The sequence below is a fragment of the Streptomyces sp. NPDC048331 genome (assembly GCF_043201215.1).
Taxonomy (GTDB): Bacteria; Actinomycetota; Actinomycetes; order Streptomycetales; family Streptomycetaceae; genus Streptomyces.
The window spans coordinates 129,918-147,303 of the sequence record NZ_JBICYT010000020.1; the positions used below are offsets into that span (position 1 = coordinate 129,918).

13 protein-coding genes and 1 pseudogene are annotated in these 17,386 nt (G+C 73.5%); 7 read left to right on the forward strand and 7 right to left on the reverse strand.

The features are described 5' to 3' along the window. Nucleotides 1-19 precede the first annotated feature (19 nt). The 4 genes and pseudogenes from ACGFYY_RS26760 to ACGFYY_RS26775 form a co-directional block, all read right to left on the reverse strand. Nucleotides 20-2,323, reverse strand: coding sequence for an FAD-dependent monooxygenase (locus ACGFYY_RS26760; RefSeq protein WP_393713087.1), 2,304 nt, complete (start codon nucleotides 2,321-2,323; stop codon nucleotides 20-22). Further along, nucleotides 2,305-2,832, reverse strand: coding sequence for an acyl-CoA thioesterase (locus tag ACGFYY_RS26765; protein ID WP_393713155.1), 528 nt, complete (start codon nucleotides 2,830-2,832; stop codon nucleotides 2,305-2,307). Before ACGFYY_RS26765 ends, ACGFYY_RS26760 begins: the two co-directional genes overlap by 19 nt. A gap of 30 nt (nucleotides 2,833-2,862) precedes the next feature. Next, nucleotides 2,863-4,473: pseudogene (locus ACGFYY_RS26770) on the reverse strand (AMP-binding protein); the annotation flags it as partial. 277 nt (nucleotides 4,474-4,750) lie between these two features. Next, nucleotides 4,751-5,194, reverse strand: coding sequence for an ATP-binding protein (locus tag ACGFYY_RS26775; RefSeq protein WP_393713089.1), 444 nt, complete (start codon nucleotides 5,192-5,194; stop codon nucleotides 4,751-4,753). A 268-nt stretch (nucleotides 5,195-5,462) separates the two neighbouring features. On the opposite strand from ACGFYY_RS26775, the gene ACGFYY_RS26780 reads away from it, so the two are divergent. The 4 genes from ACGFYY_RS26780 to ACGFYY_RS26795 all read left to right on the forward strand — a co-directional run bounded on the left by ACGFYY_RS26780 (nucleotide 5,463) and on the right by ACGFYY_RS26795 (nucleotide 9,053). Continuing rightward, nucleotides 5,463-6,413, forward strand: a complete 951-nt coding sequence (locus ACGFYY_RS26780) for an alpha/beta hydrolase fold domain-containing protein (RefSeq protein WP_393713091.1) — start codon at nucleotides 5,463-5,465, stop codon at nucleotides 6,411-6,413. A gap of 119 nt (nucleotides 6,414-6,532) precedes the next feature. Next, nucleotides 6,533-7,309: a phosphatase PAP2 family protein gene (locus tag ACGFYY_RS26785; RefSeq protein WP_393713093.1), complete on the forward strand. Its 777-nt coding sequence runs from the start codon at nucleotides 6,533-6,535 to the stop codon at nucleotides 7,307-7,309. Between the two features lie 114 nt (nucleotides 7,310-7,423). Beyond that, nucleotides 7,424-8,095 (forward strand): hypothetical protein, encoded by a 672-nt coding sequence (locus ACGFYY_RS26790; protein WP_393713095.1) that lies wholly within the window; start codon nucleotides 7,424-7,426, stop codon nucleotides 8,093-8,095. Nucleotides 8,096-8,366: 271 nt separating this feature from the next. Next, the gene (locus ACGFYY_RS26795; protein WP_393713097.1) at nucleotides 8,367-9,053 is read left to right on the forward strand and encodes an isochorismatase family protein; all 687 of its coding nucleotides are present in this window, start codon (nucleotides 8,367-8,369) and stop codon (nucleotides 9,051-9,053) included. Between the two features lie 44 nt (nucleotides 9,054-9,097). On the opposite strand, the gene ACGFYY_RS26800 is transcribed toward ACGFYY_RS26795, so the two are convergent. The 3 genes from ACGFYY_RS26800 to ACGFYY_RS26810 all read right to left on the reverse strand — a co-directional run bounded on the left by ACGFYY_RS26800 (nucleotide 9,098) and on the right by ACGFYY_RS26810 (nucleotide 12,586). Continuing rightward, nucleotides 9,098-10,105 (reverse strand): LacI family DNA-binding transcriptional regulator, encoded by a 1,008-nt coding sequence (locus tag ACGFYY_RS26800; RefSeq protein ID WP_393713100.1) that lies wholly within the window; start codon nucleotides 10,103-10,105, stop codon nucleotides 9,098-9,100. Between the two features lie 81 nt (nucleotides 10,106-10,186). Then, nucleotides 10,187-11,728: a carboxylesterase/lipase family protein gene (locus ACGFYY_RS26805; RefSeq protein ID WP_393713102.1), complete on the reverse strand. Its 1,542-nt coding sequence runs from the start codon at nucleotides 11,726-11,728 to the stop codon at nucleotides 10,187-10,189. 114 nt (nucleotides 11,729-11,842) lie between these two features. After that, on the reverse strand, nucleotides 11,843-12,586 hold the full coding sequence (locus ACGFYY_RS26810; protein ID WP_393713104.1) for a phosphatase PAP2 family protein: 744 nt from the start codon (nucleotides 12,584-12,586) through the stop codon (nucleotides 11,843-11,845). 695 nt (nucleotides 12,587-13,281) lie between these two features. On the opposite strand from ACGFYY_RS26810, the gene ACGFYY_RS26815 reads away from it, so the two are divergent. The 3 genes from ACGFYY_RS26815 (at nucleotide 13,282) to ACGFYY_RS26825 (ending at nucleotide 17,319) form a co-directional block, all read left to right on the forward strand. Further along, complete coding sequence (locus ACGFYY_RS26815) at nucleotides 13,282-14,535, forward strand: MFS transporter (RefSeq protein ID WP_393713106.1); 1,254 nt, start codon at nucleotides 13,282-13,284, stop codon at nucleotides 14,533-14,535. 115 nt (nucleotides 14,536-14,650) lie between these two features. Next, entirely contained in the window at nucleotides 14,651-15,556 is a 906-nt protein-coding gene (surE, locus tag ACGFYY_RS26820) for a 5'/3'-nucleotidase SurE (protein WP_393713108.1), read from the forward strand. 143 nt (nucleotides 15,557-15,699) lie between these two features. Beyond that, a complete protein-coding gene (locus tag ACGFYY_RS26825; RefSeq protein ID WP_393713110.1) occupies nucleotides 15,700-17,319 on the forward strand; it encodes a carboxylesterase/lipase family protein in 1,620 nt (539 codons plus the stop codon). Nucleotides 17,320-17,386 lie beyond the last annotated feature (67 nt).

Sequence of the window (17,386 nt, forward strand, 5' to 3'; positions counted from 1 at the left end):
GGGGTGGGCACCTCCGGCTCTATCGGTGGGCGGGAACGGCCGCGCGGGGCAGCCAGCGGCGGTGGACGGACTCGGCGGGCTTGCGCAGGAGTTCCAGGCGGGGCGGGATCCGGTCGGTCCGCGCCGACGGGGGCCGTCCGCTGCCCGCCCGCCAGGCGCGCGCCCAGGGCGCGGCCGGGCCCTGGTAGCCCTGGGCGGCCGCGGCGTGCAGGGTCCACAGGGGGTCGTGGAGCTGGGCGCGGCCGACCCCGCACAGGTCGGCCCGGCCGGCCAGGATGATCGAGTTCACGTCGTCGTACGTGGAGATCGCGCCGACGGCGATGGTGGGCACCCCGGTGGCGTTGCGGATGAGGTCCGCGTAGGGGGTCTGGTAGCTGCGGCCGTAGCGGGGCTTCTCGTGGGCGACGACCTCGCCGGTGGAGACGTCGATGGCGTCGGCCCCCGCCTCGGCGAGCGCGCGGGCGATGGCCACGGCATCGGCCTCGGTGGTGCCGCCCTCGGCCCAGTCGGCGGCGGAGATCCGCACGAGGAGCGCCTTGCCGGCCGGCCACACCTCCCGTACGGCGCGCAGCACTTCGAGCGGGAGCCGCAGTCTGCCGGTCAGGTCGCCGCCGTACTCGTCCGTGCGCAGGTTGGTCAGCGGCGACAGGAAGCCCGAGAGCAGGTGCCCGTGCCCGTACTGGAGTTCCAGCGCGTCGAAGCCCGCCCGGTCGGCCCGCCGGGCCGCGGCCACGAAGTCCCGTACGAGGGCGTCCATGTCGGCCCGGTCGGCCTCGCGCGGCACCGGGCCGCGCTCGTCCCAGGGCAGCGCCGAGGCGGCGACCGGCTGCCCGCCGCCGTGGGTGGCCGCGCGGCGGCCGGCGTGGGTGAGCTGGATGCCGAGGCAGGTGTCGGTCTGGCCGTGGACGAAGTCGGTGAGGCGCCGCCAGGCCGCCTCCTGCTCCTCGTTCCACAGGCCGGGGCAGCCGGGGGTGGCCCGGCCGTCGGCGCTGACGGCCGTCATCCCGGCGAGCACCAGCCCGGCGCCGCCGATGGCCTGGGTGCTGAGGTGGACGAGGTCGAAGTCGCCGGGGACCCCGTCGCGCGCGGTGTGCAGGGCGGTGGGCGGTACGACGACCCGGTTGCGCAGCAGCAGGCCGCCGAGCGGGTAGGGGCGGAACATCGGTGGCACGCTCGACGAACGGTTGACCGCGCTGGTGAAGCCCTCGTCGCGCACGCGCAGGTTGTCGTAGGTGACACGGCGGCTGCGGGTGAGGAGGTTGAAGGCGAACTGGTGCGGGTCCTGGCCGGTGTAGCGGTCGATGTGCTCGAACCACTCCAGGCTGGCCTGGGCCGCGCGCTGGGTGGATTCCACCACCGGCCTGCGCTCACCTTCGTAGGCGGCCAGCGCGGTCGGCACGTCCGGGTGCTCGTGCAGGCTCGCCGCGAGGACCAGGGCGTCCTCCATGGCGAGTTTGGTGCCGGAGCCGATGGAGAAGTGCGCGGTGTGGGCGGCGTCGCCGAGCAGGACGACGTTCTCGTGCCGCCAGGTCGTGTTGCGGACCGTGGTGAAGCGCAGCCACTTGGAGTTGTTGGGGATCAGGCGGTGGCCGTCGAGATGGCCGGCGAGGAGTTCCTCGCAGCGCCGGATGCTGTCCTCGTCGCTGGAGCCGGGCGGAAGGTCGCGGTCGGCGAACTCCGCGAACCCGGCGCGCCGCCAGGCGTCCTCCGTCATCTCCACGATGAAGGTGGAGCGGGTGGCGTCGTAGGGGTACGCGTGCACCTGGAGGGTGCCGAAGTCCTGCTCGTCGACGATGAAGGTGAAGGCTTCGAAGACCTTGTCCGTGCCGAGCCACATGTAACGGCCGGAGCGCTCGTCGAGATCGGGGGCGAAGGTGTCGGCGTAGGCGGCGCGGGTGGCCGACCGTACGCCGTCGCACGCCACCACCAGGTCGTACGTGGCGGCGAGTTCGGCCGCGGGCGGGGCCTGGGTGCGGTAGCGGACGTCCACGTCCAGGTCGGCGCAGCGCCGCTGGAGGATCCGCAGGAGGTGCTGCCGGCCCAGGGCGGCGAAGCCGTGGCCTCCCGAGGTGAGGGTGCTCCCCCGGTGGCGGACGTCGATGTCGGCCCAGCGGGCGAACTCGGCCGACATGGCCTCGGAGATCACGCGGTCGGCCTGGGCGATGCCGTCGAGGGTCTCGTCGGAGAAGACGACCCCGAAGCCGAAGGTGTCGTCGGGGGCGTTGCGTTCCCAGACGGTGACCTCCCAGTGCGGGGAGAGCTGCTTGGTGAGGGCCGCGAAGTACAGTCCGCCGGGCCCTCCTCCTATGACTGCGACGCGCACGGCGTGCCTCCTGCTGATGGTGCGGTGGTGAGTAGTTCCGGTTGCTGCGGTCCGGCCGTGGCGAGCAGGTCCCGTACCTCGGCGGGCCAGGGGGTCGACCCGGTGGCGTGGGCGGCCGAGTGGGCGATGACCATGCGGCCGGTGGCCGCCTCGCCGCCCTGTGCGCCCCGTACGGTGAAGGCGTAGTGCAGGGAGGCCGTGCCGACCTTGGTGACCTTGAGCTCGGTGCGCACGGACTCCCCGAACCAGAGGCGGGCCCGGTAGTCGGCCTCGAAGTGCACCCGGGGCGTACTGCCGAACAGGTGCGAGAGGCCCAGGCGGTGGAGCAGGACGGCCTCGGCCGCCTCGACCCAGCGCACGACGGTGGAGTGGTGGTAGTGGCCGGCGGCGTCGGTGTCGGTCCACTCCACGCGGCGTTCGACGACGACGGCGGCGGGCTCGGCGGGGGCCGGTGCGGCGGGTATCGGGACGGCGGGTACCGGGACGGCGGGTACCGGGACGGCGGGCACGGGGGTGGGGACGGCGTCGGTTCGGGCCCGTTCGCGCAGTTCACCGCGCCGGAGCTTGCCGGTTCCGGTGCGTGGGAGCGCACCGACGAACTCGACGGCCCGCGGGTACTTGTACGGGGCGATGGTCCGCTTGACGTGACTCTGGAGCTCTCGGACGGTCGCCCCGTCGGCCGGGACCCCCGCGGCCAGGACCACGTAGGCCTTCACGAGCATGCCGCGCCGGGCGTCCGGGGCACCGACCACCGCGCACTCCTCGACGTACGGGTGGGTGACGAGGGCCTTCTCGACCTCGGGGCCCGCGATGTTGTAGCCGGAGGAGACGATCATGTCGTCGCTGCGGGCGACGTACCAGAAGTACCCGTCCGCGTCGCGGATGTAGGTGTCGCCGGTGATGTTCCAGCCGTTCCTGACGTACGAGGCCTGGCGCGGGTCCTCCAGGTACCGGCATCCGGTGGGACCGGTGACCGCGAGGAGGCCGGGCTGCCCGTCGGGCACGGGGTCGCCGTTCTCGTCGACCACGGCGGCGCGGTAGCCCGGAACGGGCCGGCCGGTGGAACCGGGCCGGATGTCCTCGTCGGCCGCGGAGATGAAGACGTGCAGCATCTCGGTGGCGCCGATGCCGTCGATGATGCGCAGACCGGTGGCGGCATGGAACTCGTGCCACACCGCGGCCGGAAGGGTCTCCCCCGCGGACACGCAGCGGCGCAGCCCGGCCAGCCGGTCCACCGCCCCGGCCTCCATGATCGCCCGGTAGGCCGTGGGGGCGGTGAACAGCACGGTCACACCGTGCTCCGCGACCAGGTCGGCCAGTTGCGGCGGGGTCGCCTGCTCGATCAGCAGGGTCGCCGCCCCGACGTGGAGCGGGAAGACCACGAGTCCGCCGAGCCCGAAGGTGAAGGCGAGCGGTGGTGTGCCGGTGAAGACGTCGTCCGGGCGGGGTTTGAGGACGTGCCGGGAGAACGTGTCGGCGTTCGCCAGGACGTCGCGGTGGAAGTGCAGGGTCGCCTTCGGGCGGCCGGTGGTACCGGAGGTGAAGGCGATCAGCGCCACGTCGTCCGCGGCCGTGACCACGGTGTCGAACCGGCCGTCCTTGGCGGCGCAGCGCGCGGCCAGGTCGTCCGGCCCGGGGCCCCCGTAGGTGAGGACGGGCAGGTCGGGCGGACCGGGGCGGTGGCCCGGGTCGAGCTCGTCGGCGTAGCGGTGGTCGCACAGGGCGAGGGAGGGCCGGCTGATGTCGGTGAGCTCGGCGAGTTCCCCGGCGCGCAGCAGCGGCATGGTGGTGACGGCGACCCCGCCGGCCTTCAGGACGCCGAACCAGGCGGCGACGAGCCAGGGGTTGTTGGGGCCGCGCAGCAGAACGCGGTTGCCGGGTCGCAGGCCGAGGTCCTCGGTGAGGACCTGGGCGACCTGGTTGGCGCGGTGCAGCAGTTCGCCGTAGGTCAAGCGCTCGCTCGGGGTGAGCAGACAGGGACGGTCGGGGCCGTGCCGCTCGACGGCGTCGTCGAGCAGGCGCTGGGCGCAGTTGAGACGGTCCGGGTACTCCAACTCGGGTAGTTCGAAGTGGAGTTCGGGCCAGAGGGGGAAGGGCGGAAGCCGATCACGACAGAAGGGATCGGCGTACGCGGAAGGGGAGAGCTCCATGGGGCGGCACCTCGATCAGGGAGCAGCGGGGAGATGGCTGCACCGTATGTCGAAAATTTAGCGTCCGTCAACATCTCGCGATATCACGTCGTACGGGGGGGAGGCCTCCGGGCGCTTCCCGAGCGCCCGTCCGGACACCTTCGGGGCGCCTCCGGGATCGACGGGGGGTCCTTCGGGGACGCTCGGGGCACTTCCGGGGTCGGTCGGGGCAACTCCGGGGCCGGTCGGGGCCGGTCGGGGCGTCCGACGGGCATCTCCGCAGCGCCTGCGACACGCGTCAGGGGGCGGGGACGCGCACCCGGACCGACTTACCGAACTCGTGCGCCACGACGGAGAGTTCGCCACCCAGTTCGGCCGTCACGAGCTGCACCATCAGCAGCCCGCGCCCGCATTCGGACTCCGGGTCGACCTCCGACCGAGGAGCGGGCAGCCGCGGCACCCCGACACCCCGGTCCGCGACCTCCAGCCGCAACCAGCCACCACCCGCCGCCACGGCGACCCGCATGCGGCCGGCGCCGCCCGCGTGCCGGACGACGTTGCCGACGAGTTCACTGACGGCCAGCAGCAGGGCGTCGACCACCTCGCCGGGGACCCGCCAGCCGTCGAGCGTGGCACGCACCCGTGCCCTGACCTGCGGAACACTCGCGGCGACAGGGTCGGCGACCCAGTGGACGTAGCTTCGGACCGCGGGAACCGCAGAGGTGTCGGCGATGGTGAGCATGACGTGCTCCCGGAGGGGGAAGGCGGCGCCGCCACTGGAGTAGCTCGTGTAACTGATCCGGAATCTGGATCGTTCATGGGCTTGTAGTCAGCGGAAACGCGTCGCTAGAGTCCTTGATTACACGTGTAACACGCTACGCCTCCCCCGGTGAGTCGCGCAAGCATTCCGGACAAACGACGCGAAGCCTGCGTCCGCCCCACCGGTCACATCGCCACCGCATCACCGCATCGCCGCCCCACCGGGACAGCGCCGAATTGGAAGGGCCGCAATGACGCAATCTCCTCCCGCCGAGATCGACATCGCCGACATGACCTGGCCACCCCCGCCGTACCGGTCCCCGGTACCGCCCGTGACGGGCCCGGACGGCGTCCGCCGCTTCGACGGGATCACCTACGCGACCACCCCCGGCTATCGCCCCCGGCTGCTCGACGTCCAGGTACCCGCCGGCGAAGGCCCGTTCCCGGCGGTCGTCTGGATCCACGGCGGCGGCTGGCTGGACGGCGACCGCCGCTACCCGCCGCCGACCGTCCCCGCCGACCTGCTGCACGGGGCGGTACTGGCGTCCGGCCTCGCCCTCGTCTCCATCGACTACCGGCACAGCCTCGAAGCGCCCTTCCCGGCCCAGCTGCACGACGTGAAGGCCGCCCTCCGCTACGTCCGCGCGTTCGCCGGCGACCTCGGCATCGACCCGGACCGGATCGGTGTCTGGGGCGAGTCCGCGGGCGGTCACCTGGCCGCTCTCGCCGGTCTCGTCGGCCCGGACAGCCCGCGGGGCGCCGCGATGGAGGGCACGGAGGGCGTCGGCTCCGGGGAGACGGGGGTCCGCGCGGTCGTGGACTGGTACGGCGTCTCCGACCTCGTCACCCTGGCCGAACACCCCATGCCGGTCATGCCCGGTACGGACTTCCCCGACCCCTACGTGGCCCTGCTCGGCGCCACCGTCGCCGAGCGGCCCGACCTGGCGCGGGCCGCGAGCCCCGTGACCTACGCGGCGGGCTCGAACCCGCCGCCGTTCCTGCTGGTCCACGGGACCCACGACGCCCTGGTCCCGTACAGCCAGAGCGAGTCCCTCGGCGCGGCCCTGAAGAGCGCCGGGGGCGAGGTGACCCTGCAGCCCGTGGAGGGCGCCGACCACATCTTCCTCGGCTCCTCCGACATCCCCGCCATCGTCGCGGGGGGCGTGGCCTTCCTCGCCCTGCACCTCGGCGCGGGGGCCTGACGGCGTCGGCCGCGCGCCCCTGTTCCACCACGGGGGCGCGGCCCCGCCGGCCGCGCCCCCGAGTTCCCCTTCACAGCACACCCGGCCGCGGGCCCCCGCCGCGGTCACGAGAGGCAGTCATGTCCGGCAACCCGACCACCACCACCCCGCACGGCAGATCCGGCGGCCTCCGCGGACCCCACCGCTCCGCCGGTACCGACCGACGTGCCGAGACCGACACCGGGGTGCCGCGCCGCCGTGGCGTCCTCGTAGTGGGTCTCCTGCTCCTCGCCGCAGCCGTACTGCCGGCGCTCGTCGTCCGCTCCGACGTCACGGATCCGCCCTTCCAGGGGCTGGACGACCGTTGGCTGCGCTGGATGGGCGGCCCGCACGAGGGGATCTACCTGGCCGCCGCCAGGGTCCTGGACCTGATCGGCGGTCCGGTCGGCTCCTTGATACCGCTGTCGGTGCTGGTCCTGCTGCTCATCCGGAGGCGTTGGGTCTCGGCCGGCTTCCTGCCGGCCGCCGTCCTCGGCGGCAACATGCTCGTGATCCAGGGCCTCAAGCACCTGGTGGACCGGCCGCGCCCGGCCGACCCGCTGGTCCGCGTCGACCACGGCTCCTTCCCCTCGGGCCACGCGGCCACGGCGGCTCTCCTGGTCGTACTCCTCGGGGTGCTCCTGGTCCCGGTCGCCCGGCGGCGGGCATGGTGGATCGGGGGCACGGTCTTCACCCTGGCCATGATGTGGAGCCGTACCTGGCTGCACGCGCACTGGCTCAGCGACACGGTGGCCGGGGCCGCGGCGGGCGCGGGGGTGGGCCTGGTGACGTGGTGGCTGTTCGGCCCGGCACTCGCCCGCGAACGTGCCCGCTCCCACGACCGCCGGGGGGCGGCCGCGGGGGCGGGCACGGCCTGACCCGGGCACCCGGCGGCCGGGCCCGCGGATCGGCCCGGCCAAAACCCGCGCCCGGTACGGGCCGGTCCCGCTCGACCGTCATCCGCGCCCGGCCGCTGGACGGCATCGGGGATCATGAACCCGGGTCCAGCGGACTTCACGACCGTGGACCCCGCGCGTCCGCCCTCTCCGTCCCCACCGACCGGCCGGCGATCGCGCATCCAGCTGCACCATCTGCCCGAAGAGGAGCGGTACGCCGTTCACCCCGAGCCCGGAGGGCTGCTCGCCTGGGGCGCGAGCCGCGGTGGGGACACACTGTTCCGGGACACCTCCGGCTCCACCGACCCCGACGCGTGGGGTGTGGTGGTGCACCACCGGGGCGCCGCCCCGGGCAGCGGGCTGCGCGTCTGGCACGCCTACGACCTCACCCTGACCGAGTACCTGCGCCACACGGTCCGTGACGGTTGGGAACTCCCCTCGCCGCCGGGCCCGTTGCCCGGCTCGCTCGCCCGCACGGCGTTCCTGCCGGACGCCCGGCCCTGGTCACCCCCCGCGCCCGTGGTCCCACGCCTGACCGAGGCGCAGCGGCGCGTCGCCCTGCGGACCGGTACCGGCCTGGAGGCTCTGGAGTTGCTGTCTCCCCCGCCGGCCGAGCCGTATCTGGGCGGTGACCGTTGGGATGCGCTCTTCGCGGAGCTCGGGACCGTCCTGCCGCGGGAGTACGTCACGCTCATGCAGCGGTACGGGCCGGGCAGTTGGGGCCGACGGCTGCGCTTCTTCGCCGAAGGCGCCGACCCCGAAACCTGACCACGGGTGGTGTGGCCCCGCCACGCCGACCGGGGGGCCGCCGCTGGAGGGCGGGCTGATCGACACCCTGCTCGCCCGGCAGCGCGGCACCCTCACGGCCGCGGGCCTGCCGGGCCTCGACCTGAGCGACGACCCCGTGGAATGCGCCGGGCTCGCCGCGTGGGACACCGGCGCGTACTGGTGAGACCGACCCCCCGGGCCGGGTTGCCCCGGTCACCGCGGGGCAGGCTCCCGCCGTCACGGGCCTCACGGGCGGTACGGGGGAACGCGCATGCATATCGACTCCACCCTGCACGACTGGCGGATCGAGCCGCGGGAGTACGCGCGGCAGGAGGCGCGGCGCGGCAGGAGGCACGCGTACACCCGTGTCGATCCGGCGCGCACCGCGCTGGTGGTGGTGGACATGGTGCCCTTCTTCGTCGGGACGAATCCGTACGCCCGCGGCATCGTGCCCCCCATCAATCGGATCGCCGCGGCGCTACGCCCGGCCGGGGGCCTGGTGGCCTGGGTCGTACCGGCGAACGTGGCGCCGCTCGGGAGTGTGAGCGGCGAGTTCTACGGCCCGGCGGTCAGCGCGCTCTTCGCGGCCACCGGCGGGGACGGTCCGCCGCGCTCGCGGCTGTGGCACGACCTGGATGTCGGGAGGGGGGACCCGGTGGTGGAGAAGAGCGCCCACAGCGCCTTCTTCCCCGGCCGCTGCCGGCTCCCGGAGCTGCTGGCGGAGCGCGGCGTCGACACCGTCCTGATCACGGGCACGCTCACGAACGTCTGCTGTGAATCGTCGGCCCGGGACGCGGCCACCACGGGCCTGCGGGTGGTGATGGTCGCCGATGCCAACGCGGCCGGCCGCGATCAGGACCACAACGCGGCGCTGCACACCGTCTACCGGTCGTTCGGCGACGTACGGACGACCTCCGAGGTACTGACCCTCATCGCCGGGCGGGACCGGTCAGGATGAGGCTCCGACGCCGCTGACCGGGGCCGGGACCGCACCTGCCCGGCTCAGGAGGTCAGGCGGTGGACCAGGACCGGGGTCACCGCCGGCACCGGCGCCGCCGTGCCGGTCTCGATCAGCTCGTGCACCGCGTCGGCGATCTGCGCGGCCGACGGCATGTCCAGCCGGACCGTGGTGAGGGCGGGCTGCTGAAGCGTGGCGAGGACCAGGTCGTCACAGCCGACCAGGGCGACCTCGTCGGGCACGCTGATGCCCTCGGCCTGGAGCGCGTGCAGCAGCAGGGCCGCGTACTCGTCGTTGTAGGTGAAGGCGGCGTCCAGGTCGAGGCTGCGCCAGCGCCGGGCGAGGGCGCTCGCGGACTCCCGGGTGTAGGACAGTTCCACCGGGGCGACCGTGGCCATGTGGCGGGCCGCGACGGACTCGGCTCCCGCCAGGCGCGGCTCGGCCAGCGTGCCGAGGCCGCGTTCCTGGGGCATGACCACGCCGATCCGGGACCGGCCGCGCGCGATGAGGTGCTCGGCCGCGGTGGCGCCGATGCGGGTGTGGTCGAAGCCGATGGTGTGCACCCCCTCGACGGGGTGGGAGGCGAAGGCCAGCATGCCGCGTACTCCGGCGCGGGCCAGGACCTCGGCCGCCTGGGCGGTGAAGCGGTCGCCGTCCAGGGCGACGACGGCCGCGGGGCGCAGTTCGGCCCAGGCCCGGGCTGCGTCGAGGGGGTCCGTGAAGCGGCCCGCGTGCAGCACGGCCGTGTAGCCGAAGCGGTCGAGCTCGCTGTGCAGATCGTCGACCCAGTCGCTGACGAGGCGGCCGATGGCGGAGATCGACGAGGGCATCAGGACGAGGTTGCTGCGGCCCGCGCGCAGGGATCGGGCGGCCGCGTGCGGTACGTAGCCGAGCTGCTTCGCCGCGTCGAGCACCCGGGCACGGGTGCCGGCGCTCACCCGGTGGCCCTGGGTGTCGTTGAGGACGAAGGACACCGTGGCACGCGACACCCCGGCGAGGCGGGCCACGTCGGCGCTGGTGATGGATGCGGGGACGTGAGTGTCTCTGGTCATGACGCCCCTCGACGCTTCTCGTGTTCAGGCCGCTCAGGCTGTTCGGGTGGCGGTGGCTCCTTCCTTCTCAGGTTACACGAGTTAAGCCAGGGGGGCGGGGGTGTGCAGGAGCCTGGAGGCGCCCGCGAGGTCGTCGAGGGCGGTCACGACCGAGTCGAAGCGCATCGTGGTGCGGGTGCGCGAGTCGTACGGCCGCCACCGCGGCAGGTCGGGGTGGTTGGGGTCGCCGGTGCGGACGAAGGCGATCCAGGCCCGGTGCATGGCGTACGCGAGGCCGTCCCGGACGGCGGGTGCGAGGCCGGCCAGGAAGGGGGCGTGCGACCACCGGTCGAAGTTGTCGAAGACGAAGGGCAGTTCGAGGCAGTGTGCGGCGCCGAGCCGGCCCTCGTACGCGGGAGTGGGGAGGTCGAACTGGTAGGCCCACACGGGCCGCCCCGCCTCGGCCCGCGCCTCGGCCAGCCGGAGGGCGGGCACCCGGAACAGCTCGTCCGTGATCAGGTCCATCAGGACGTCCACGGGACGGGCTCCGGGCCGGGCCCGCTCGTACGCGGCGTACACGCCCTCCGCGGCGGCGCTCCCGAAGGTCTCCGCGATCCGGTCGATCACCTGCTCGCGCGTGGCGGCGGCGTACCCCTGGTCCAGGGCGAAGCCGAAGTTGGCCTCCTCGCGGGTCCAGCCGATCATCACGTCGACCTCGGCCGCGGCCCCGCCCAGCAGGGCCCGCGCCGGATGCCCGGAGAGGGTCACGCCGTCGATCACGGGCAGGAACGGTGTCGGCCAGTACCCCCACCGCATGGTCCGCGCGAACAGTCCGCCACCCGCTCCGATCAACTCCGGCCAGGGAAGCGTACGCAGCTCCGCCAGGTCCTTGGCGCCGGCCAGCTCCAGGTAGGCGGCGGTCCGCTCCAGGTAGGAGGCCGGGTCGGGGAGGTCCAGGCCGAAGGGCGGGCTCTGCAGGATCACGCGCCGGATCAGGCCCTCGGTCTGCGGATGACCGGCGAGGGCGGCGGTGGACACCGCGCCGCCGGACTGTCCGGCGACGGTGACGGCGTCCGGGTCGCCGCCGAAGGAGGCGATGTTCTCCTTCACCCAGCGCAGGGCCGCGAGCTGGTCGGTGAGCCAGAAGTTGCCGCCCGCGTCGCCGCCCTCGCCCTCACCCGGGTAGAGGTAACCCAACGGCCCGATGCGGTAGTTGATGCTGACGACGACAAGATCGCCGTCGCGCGCGAAGGTTTCGCCGGAGTAGCCGGGCAGCGAGCCGGAACCGGAGACGAAACCGCCGCCGTGGATCCAGACCAGGACCGGGCGTCGAGCGTCGTCCGCGGCGGGCGTCCACACGTTGAGGGTCAGACAGTCCTCGTCGAAGGGGGGCTCCCCGTGCCCGCCGAGCACGGGGTCACCACCCTCCAGGTACATCTGCGGCGCGCTCGGACCGTCCGCGGTGGCGTCCCGCGTACCGCTCCAGCCGGCGTGCGGCCGGGCGGGGCGCCAGCGCAGGTCGCCGACCGGCGGGGCGGCGTAGGGGACGGCACGGAAGACCGTGACCCCGTCGGCGGTCGCGCCGCGCAGGCGGCCCGCCGGCAGGTCCACCACCGTGCGGTTCTGGGCCGGGGGATGGGGCATGAGTCGTTCCTTCCGCACTGCCGCGCGCCAGGTGCGCGCCGCCCGATCGAGAATATGGAGGAAATTCGTCGAACGTCAATGTTGTTCGATAATTTGCGTCGCATGGCACGCGCCTCACAGCCACAGGCTGTTGGAGGCCATCCGCTCCGACTCCGTCTCCAGCAGCGGAGCGAAGGCCCGCCACAGGACGAGGCAGGTACCGACGCCGACGAGCGCCCCGGCGACGGTGTCGCTGAGCCACTGGGCGTGGAGCCAGGTGCGGCTGCCCATCATGGCGAGGACGTACGAGGCTCCGAACACCCACCACCAGCGTCGCGCACGCGGCGGGAACACCACCACCGCGACGCAGACGACGAGCGTCACCGCGCTGAACACCTGCCCGGACGGGTACGAGCCGTCGCTGACCAGCACCCACGGGTGCGGCGGACGCGGCCGGTCGGCCAACCGCTTGAGGGGCAGGAGCACGACCAGGTTGGCGACGACGGTGACCGTGAGGACGAACAGCCCCGAGCGCCAGCGCCCGTAGACGGACAGACAACCGATGACCAGCAGGGGCAGGACCATGCCGAGCGGGCCGCCGAGCCGGTCGAGGACCGTGGTGAAGCCGCCGAGGCCGTCACCATCGGGGGACGCCGCAACGGCGGAGTCGTTCACCGAGGCCGCCCAGCGGTCGTCGAGCTCCTGGAAGAAGGGGCGCCGGTCCAGCCGGAGCAGCAGCCCGACCAGCAGCGCCAGGACCAGGAGGGCGACCCCGACGCCGAGCGCATGACGCGGCGGGGCCGCCGGAAGGTGGTGCCGGAGCGGTGGGTCCGACAGGGGTGGCCGGGACGGCGGCACGAAGGAGGACGAGGGGAACATGGCGGGCCTTTCACGGTCGTCTCCCCAAGCGGTGGGGGCACGCGGAGAGCAGGCACGGGACGGGGAAACGCGAGGAAGAGCGCCGGGGAATCGGGTTGCGGCATCGAGGTGCGACCGGAAGCCACGGCGACGCGGCGACGCGACCGGCCGACGAGGCGGCCGCACGGCGACATGACCACACGGCGAGCCGGCCACACGGCGCCCCGGCGACACGGCGTCACCGGGCGCACCGCACCCGGTGATGCCGGGGATGGGCCGCCGGCCCGCCGGCGACGGGAACGTCGCGGTGCGGCACGGAGTATTGCGGACACCTCACGATCGCCACAAGGGCAAGTGGATTTCTCGTCACATCCACGCCGCCCGCCGGCCGCACGGGATGGTTACACGCGTGCGCTCGCCGGACTCCCCCGACGGTCACGATCTGCACAACGACGCGTCGTAGGGCCTGGCGGAGGCCGGAAATGGGTGCTACACAGTGTCCACCGCAGTTGGTGACACGTGTAACAACATCACGTGACGAACGGTGTCGTCCACCGCATGTACCGGCGACGACGCCGTCCGGCGCCCGCTCCTGGGCCGCCCCTTCACTCCGTCGCACGCACCTCCCTCGCACATCACCTCTCCCGCACATCACCTCTCTCACACGCCACCTCCCTCGCACGCCACCTCCCCGCTCCGTCCCCCGAGGAGTCGTCATGGCCACGCCCGAAGTCGTCGAACCGTCCGTACCCCCGACCGGGGAGCCCGCCCCCCGGCGTGGTCTCCTGTCCCTCCTGCTGGTCGCCAACTCGGCGATGATGGCGCTCTACATGGGCGTCGGCTCCGTGCTGCTGCCCACCCAGGTCGCCGCGATCGCCCCCGACGACAAGGTCGCCGTCCTCGGCCTGATCGGCGGGGTCAGCGCGGTGTTCGCCACCGCCTTCAACCCCATCGCGGGTGCCCTCTCAGACCGCAGCGGGCGCCGCAACCCCTGGATCGTGGGCGGCGGTCTGGCCTCGCTCGCCCTGCTCGCCCTGCTCGGCAGCGTGAGCACGGCGCTGCTCGTCGGCATCGTCTGGTGCCTGATCCAGGCGACCATGAACGTCTTCCAGGCGGCGGTCACCGCGATCGTGCCCGACCGGATCCCCGCCGCCCGCCGGGGCACCGCGTCCGCGCTCGTCGGCCTCGGCCTGCCCATCGGCGGGACCGCCGGCGTACTCATCGCCTCACAGACCGCGGACCAACTGCGCACCGGCTACCTGATCCTCGGCGCGATCGTCGCCGGATCCGCCCTGCTGCTCAGCGCGTTCTGTCGGGACGTCACGCGCACCGAGCCCGCCGCGGAGAAGCCCGCCAGACCCAAGGGCGCCCAACTGGCCGCGTTCCTCTCGGCCCTGGCCAACCACGACTTCCGCTGGGCCTTCATCGGCCGCGCCCTGATGGTCCTCGGCTACTTCTCCGTGGTCGGCTACCAGCTGTACATCCTCGACGACCACATCGCGCTGCCCGACGGACTGACGCCACCCGCCGCGATGGCCGTCCTCACCCCGGTGTCGATGGTCGCGATGGCGGTGTCCACGGTGGTGGGCGGTCTGCTGTCCGACCGTTGGAACCGCCGCAAGGTGTTCGTCGGGGTGTCGGCGGCCCTCGCGGGGCTCGTCATGGTGGTCCCGGTCATCAGCCCGACCTGGACCGGCATGCTCGTCTTCAGCGCACTCAACGGACTCGCCTTCGGTTGCTTCATGGCTGTCGACACCGCGCTCGTCACCTTGGTCCTCCCGCGGGCCGAGGACGCCGCCCGCGACATGGGCGTCCTCAACATCGCCAACGCCGGGCCGCAGATCATCGCCCCGTTCGTCGCCTCGGCCGTCGTCACCGGCCTGGGCGGCTACACCCCGCTCTTCCTCGTCGGCGGGGCCCTCTCGCTGGTCGGGGCGCTCGCCATCCTCCCGATCCGCAGCGTGCGCTGAGCGCCTCCCCCGGGCCCGCCCGTCCGCAGCTCCGGCGGGCGCACGCCGAGGGTCGTGCGCCTGCCGGTCCCACACCTGCTCACCCTCCACCACCTCCCCTCCCAAGGAGCAATCTGTGAGACGCAAGCGAGTTCTGCCGCTGGCCGCGCTGCTGCTGTGCACACCGGCGCTGGCCGGCACGGCGCCGGCGGTCGCCGCGCCGCGGACCGCGCCCGCCGGCCCGTTGCGGATCCTGCTCACGAACGACGACGGCTACAACGCCCCGGGCATCCGCAAGGCCTTCGAGCGGCTGACCGCCGCCGGGCACGACGTCACGATCGTCGCCCCGCTCACCAACCAGAGCGGCACCGGTACGAAGATGCTGAGCGGCCCGTCGATCACGGTGAAGCACCCCGAACCGAAGGTCTGGGCCGTCGACGGCACCCCCGGCGACTCCGTCGCCTTCGGGCTGGCCGAGGTGTTCGAGGGCGACGCCCCCGACCTGGTCGTCTCCGGTACCAACTTCGGCCCGAACGTCGCCGGCCTCGCCACCCACTCCGGTACGGTCGGCGGCGCCGTCGCCGCGCTGGAGCACGGCGTACCGGCCATCGCGCTGAGCACCGGCGGCGTCGCCGCGCCCGACCCGGTCACCACGGTCAACGCGATGGGGCCGACGCTCGACTTCGCGGTCAAGCTGATCGACCGGCTGCGGACGCGGGCCCGGTCCGGGCCACTGCTGCCCAAGGGCGTCGGCCTGAACGTCAACCATCCGGTGGTCGGCGCGGACGGCAAGGGAAGGGCCGCCGGTGTGGCCGCGACCTTCCAGGATCCGCAGACCCTGCTCGAACCGGACTTCACCGACGCGGGCGACGGCACCTGGAAGGTGACCGTGAAGGTGGACCTGCGCCCCGCGGCCAAGGGCGGTGACATCGAGGCCGTCACCGCCGACCGGATCGCCGTGAGTCCCATGAGCCCGAACTGGAACACGGGCCCGGTCGACCAAGCCGTGACCTCCGCGCTGATCGCCGGGCTCCGCCCCTGACAGCTCCCGGCCGGCGGCGGAGCCCGCACCCCGCTCCGCCGCCGGCCGGACCATCTGCCATCTGCCATCTGCCCCACCCGGCTCCACCCCCGCACGGCATCGGCACCCCATCGGCACGCACCGGCAACACTCCAGGAGGACGGATGAGAAGGCCCGGCAAACGGCTGCCCTCGGCAAGGTCCCTGTTCGGTACCGCACTCGCCCTGGTGGCGCTGCTCGCCTCCGTACCACCCGCGACCGCGTCGCCGCCGTCGTCGCCCGCCGGATCGCCGCGCCCGGTGGTCACCGTCGCGCAGGGCGCCCTGCGCGGCAGGTCCCACGACGGCGCGCAGGAGTTCCTCGGCGTCCCGTACGCCGCTCCCCCGGTCGGGGACGCTCGGCTACGGGCCCCCGCGCCCCCGCCCCGGTGGACCGGCGTACGGGAGGCAACCCGGCAGTCCCCCGCGTGTCTGCAGTTCTCGCCGTTCGGCCTGAGCGATCCGGCGGCCGTCGGCGAGGACTGCCTGTACCTCGACGTCTACCGGCCCCGGACCGCCCGCCCCGGAGCCCGGCTCCCGGTGATCGTCTGGATGCATGGGGGTGCGTACAGCCAGGGAACGGGGACCCAGTTCGGCGGGCGGACCATGGCCGACCTCACCCAGAGCGTGGTGGTCAGCATCAACTACCGCCTGGGGCAGCTCGGTTATCTCCAGCTGCCCGAGCTCGGTCGGGAGAACGCCCTGCACTCCGGGTCCTTCGGGCTGATGGACCAGCTCGAAGCGCTGCGCTGGACCCGGGCGAACATCGCCGCGTTCGGCGGGAATCCGGGCAGCGTCACGATCTCCGGGCAGTCGGCGGGCAGCGGTTCCGTCTGCGCGCTGCTGACCGCCCCGGCGGCCGCCGGCCTGTTCCACCGAGCCGTGCTGCAGAGCGGTCCGTGCACGCTGCTGGGTACGCCCGACCGTGCGGAAGCGGAGGGGCAGGCGCGGGCCTTCGCCGCCGCGGCGGGCTGCACGGTGTCCGCCGAGGTGGCCGCCTGCCTGCGCGGCGCCTCCGGAGCTGCGCTGGTCGAGGCGGCCCGTACGCTGCCCACGCGGGGTCCGGCCTCGGGTGACGGGCTCCTACCGGTCGCTCCCGCGCGGGCCATCGCGAGCGGCGCCTGGAACAAGGTGCCGGTGCTGATCGGGAGCACCCGCTCCGAGGCCCGCTTCTTCGTCGCCCTGACGCAGCCGTACCTGACCGCCGAGCAGTACACGGCGCAGATCCTGGCGGGTCACGGGGCGGCGGGTCCCGAGGTGCTCGCGCGCTACCCGGTGGCGAGGTACGGCTCGCCGTATCTGGCGCTGTCGGCGGTCATGACGGACTCGACCTTCGCGTGCCATACGGCGTGGACGGCGCAGCTGTTCGCGCCCCAGGTCCCCACGTACGTCTACGAGTTCGACGACCCCCGGTCGCCGACGCTCGCGGGGGCGCAGGTGCCGGGCCTGGACGAGTCCAACGCCCACAGTGCGGAGCTGGCCTACCTGCACGACTTCACGATGGGTGAACGCCCGCTGACCCCGGTGCAGATCGCGCTCGGGAACCGGATGAAGCGCTACTGGGCCGCGTTCGCCCGGTTCGGCGCTCCGGTGGTGGCGGGCCAGACCCCGTGGCCGCCGACGGGTGTCGGAGCCGGGGGTGGCGCGGTGCTCACCCTCGATCCGGCGGTGACGCGGACGACGACCTCGTTCGCGGCGGAGCACCAGTGCGCGTTCTGGCGGACGCAGCCTCCCCGGTCGCTCTGAGGCGTGCGCCACCCTCGCGGGATGGACGAACGCCTCGGTCTCCGCGACCCTCCGGGTGCCCTTGGAT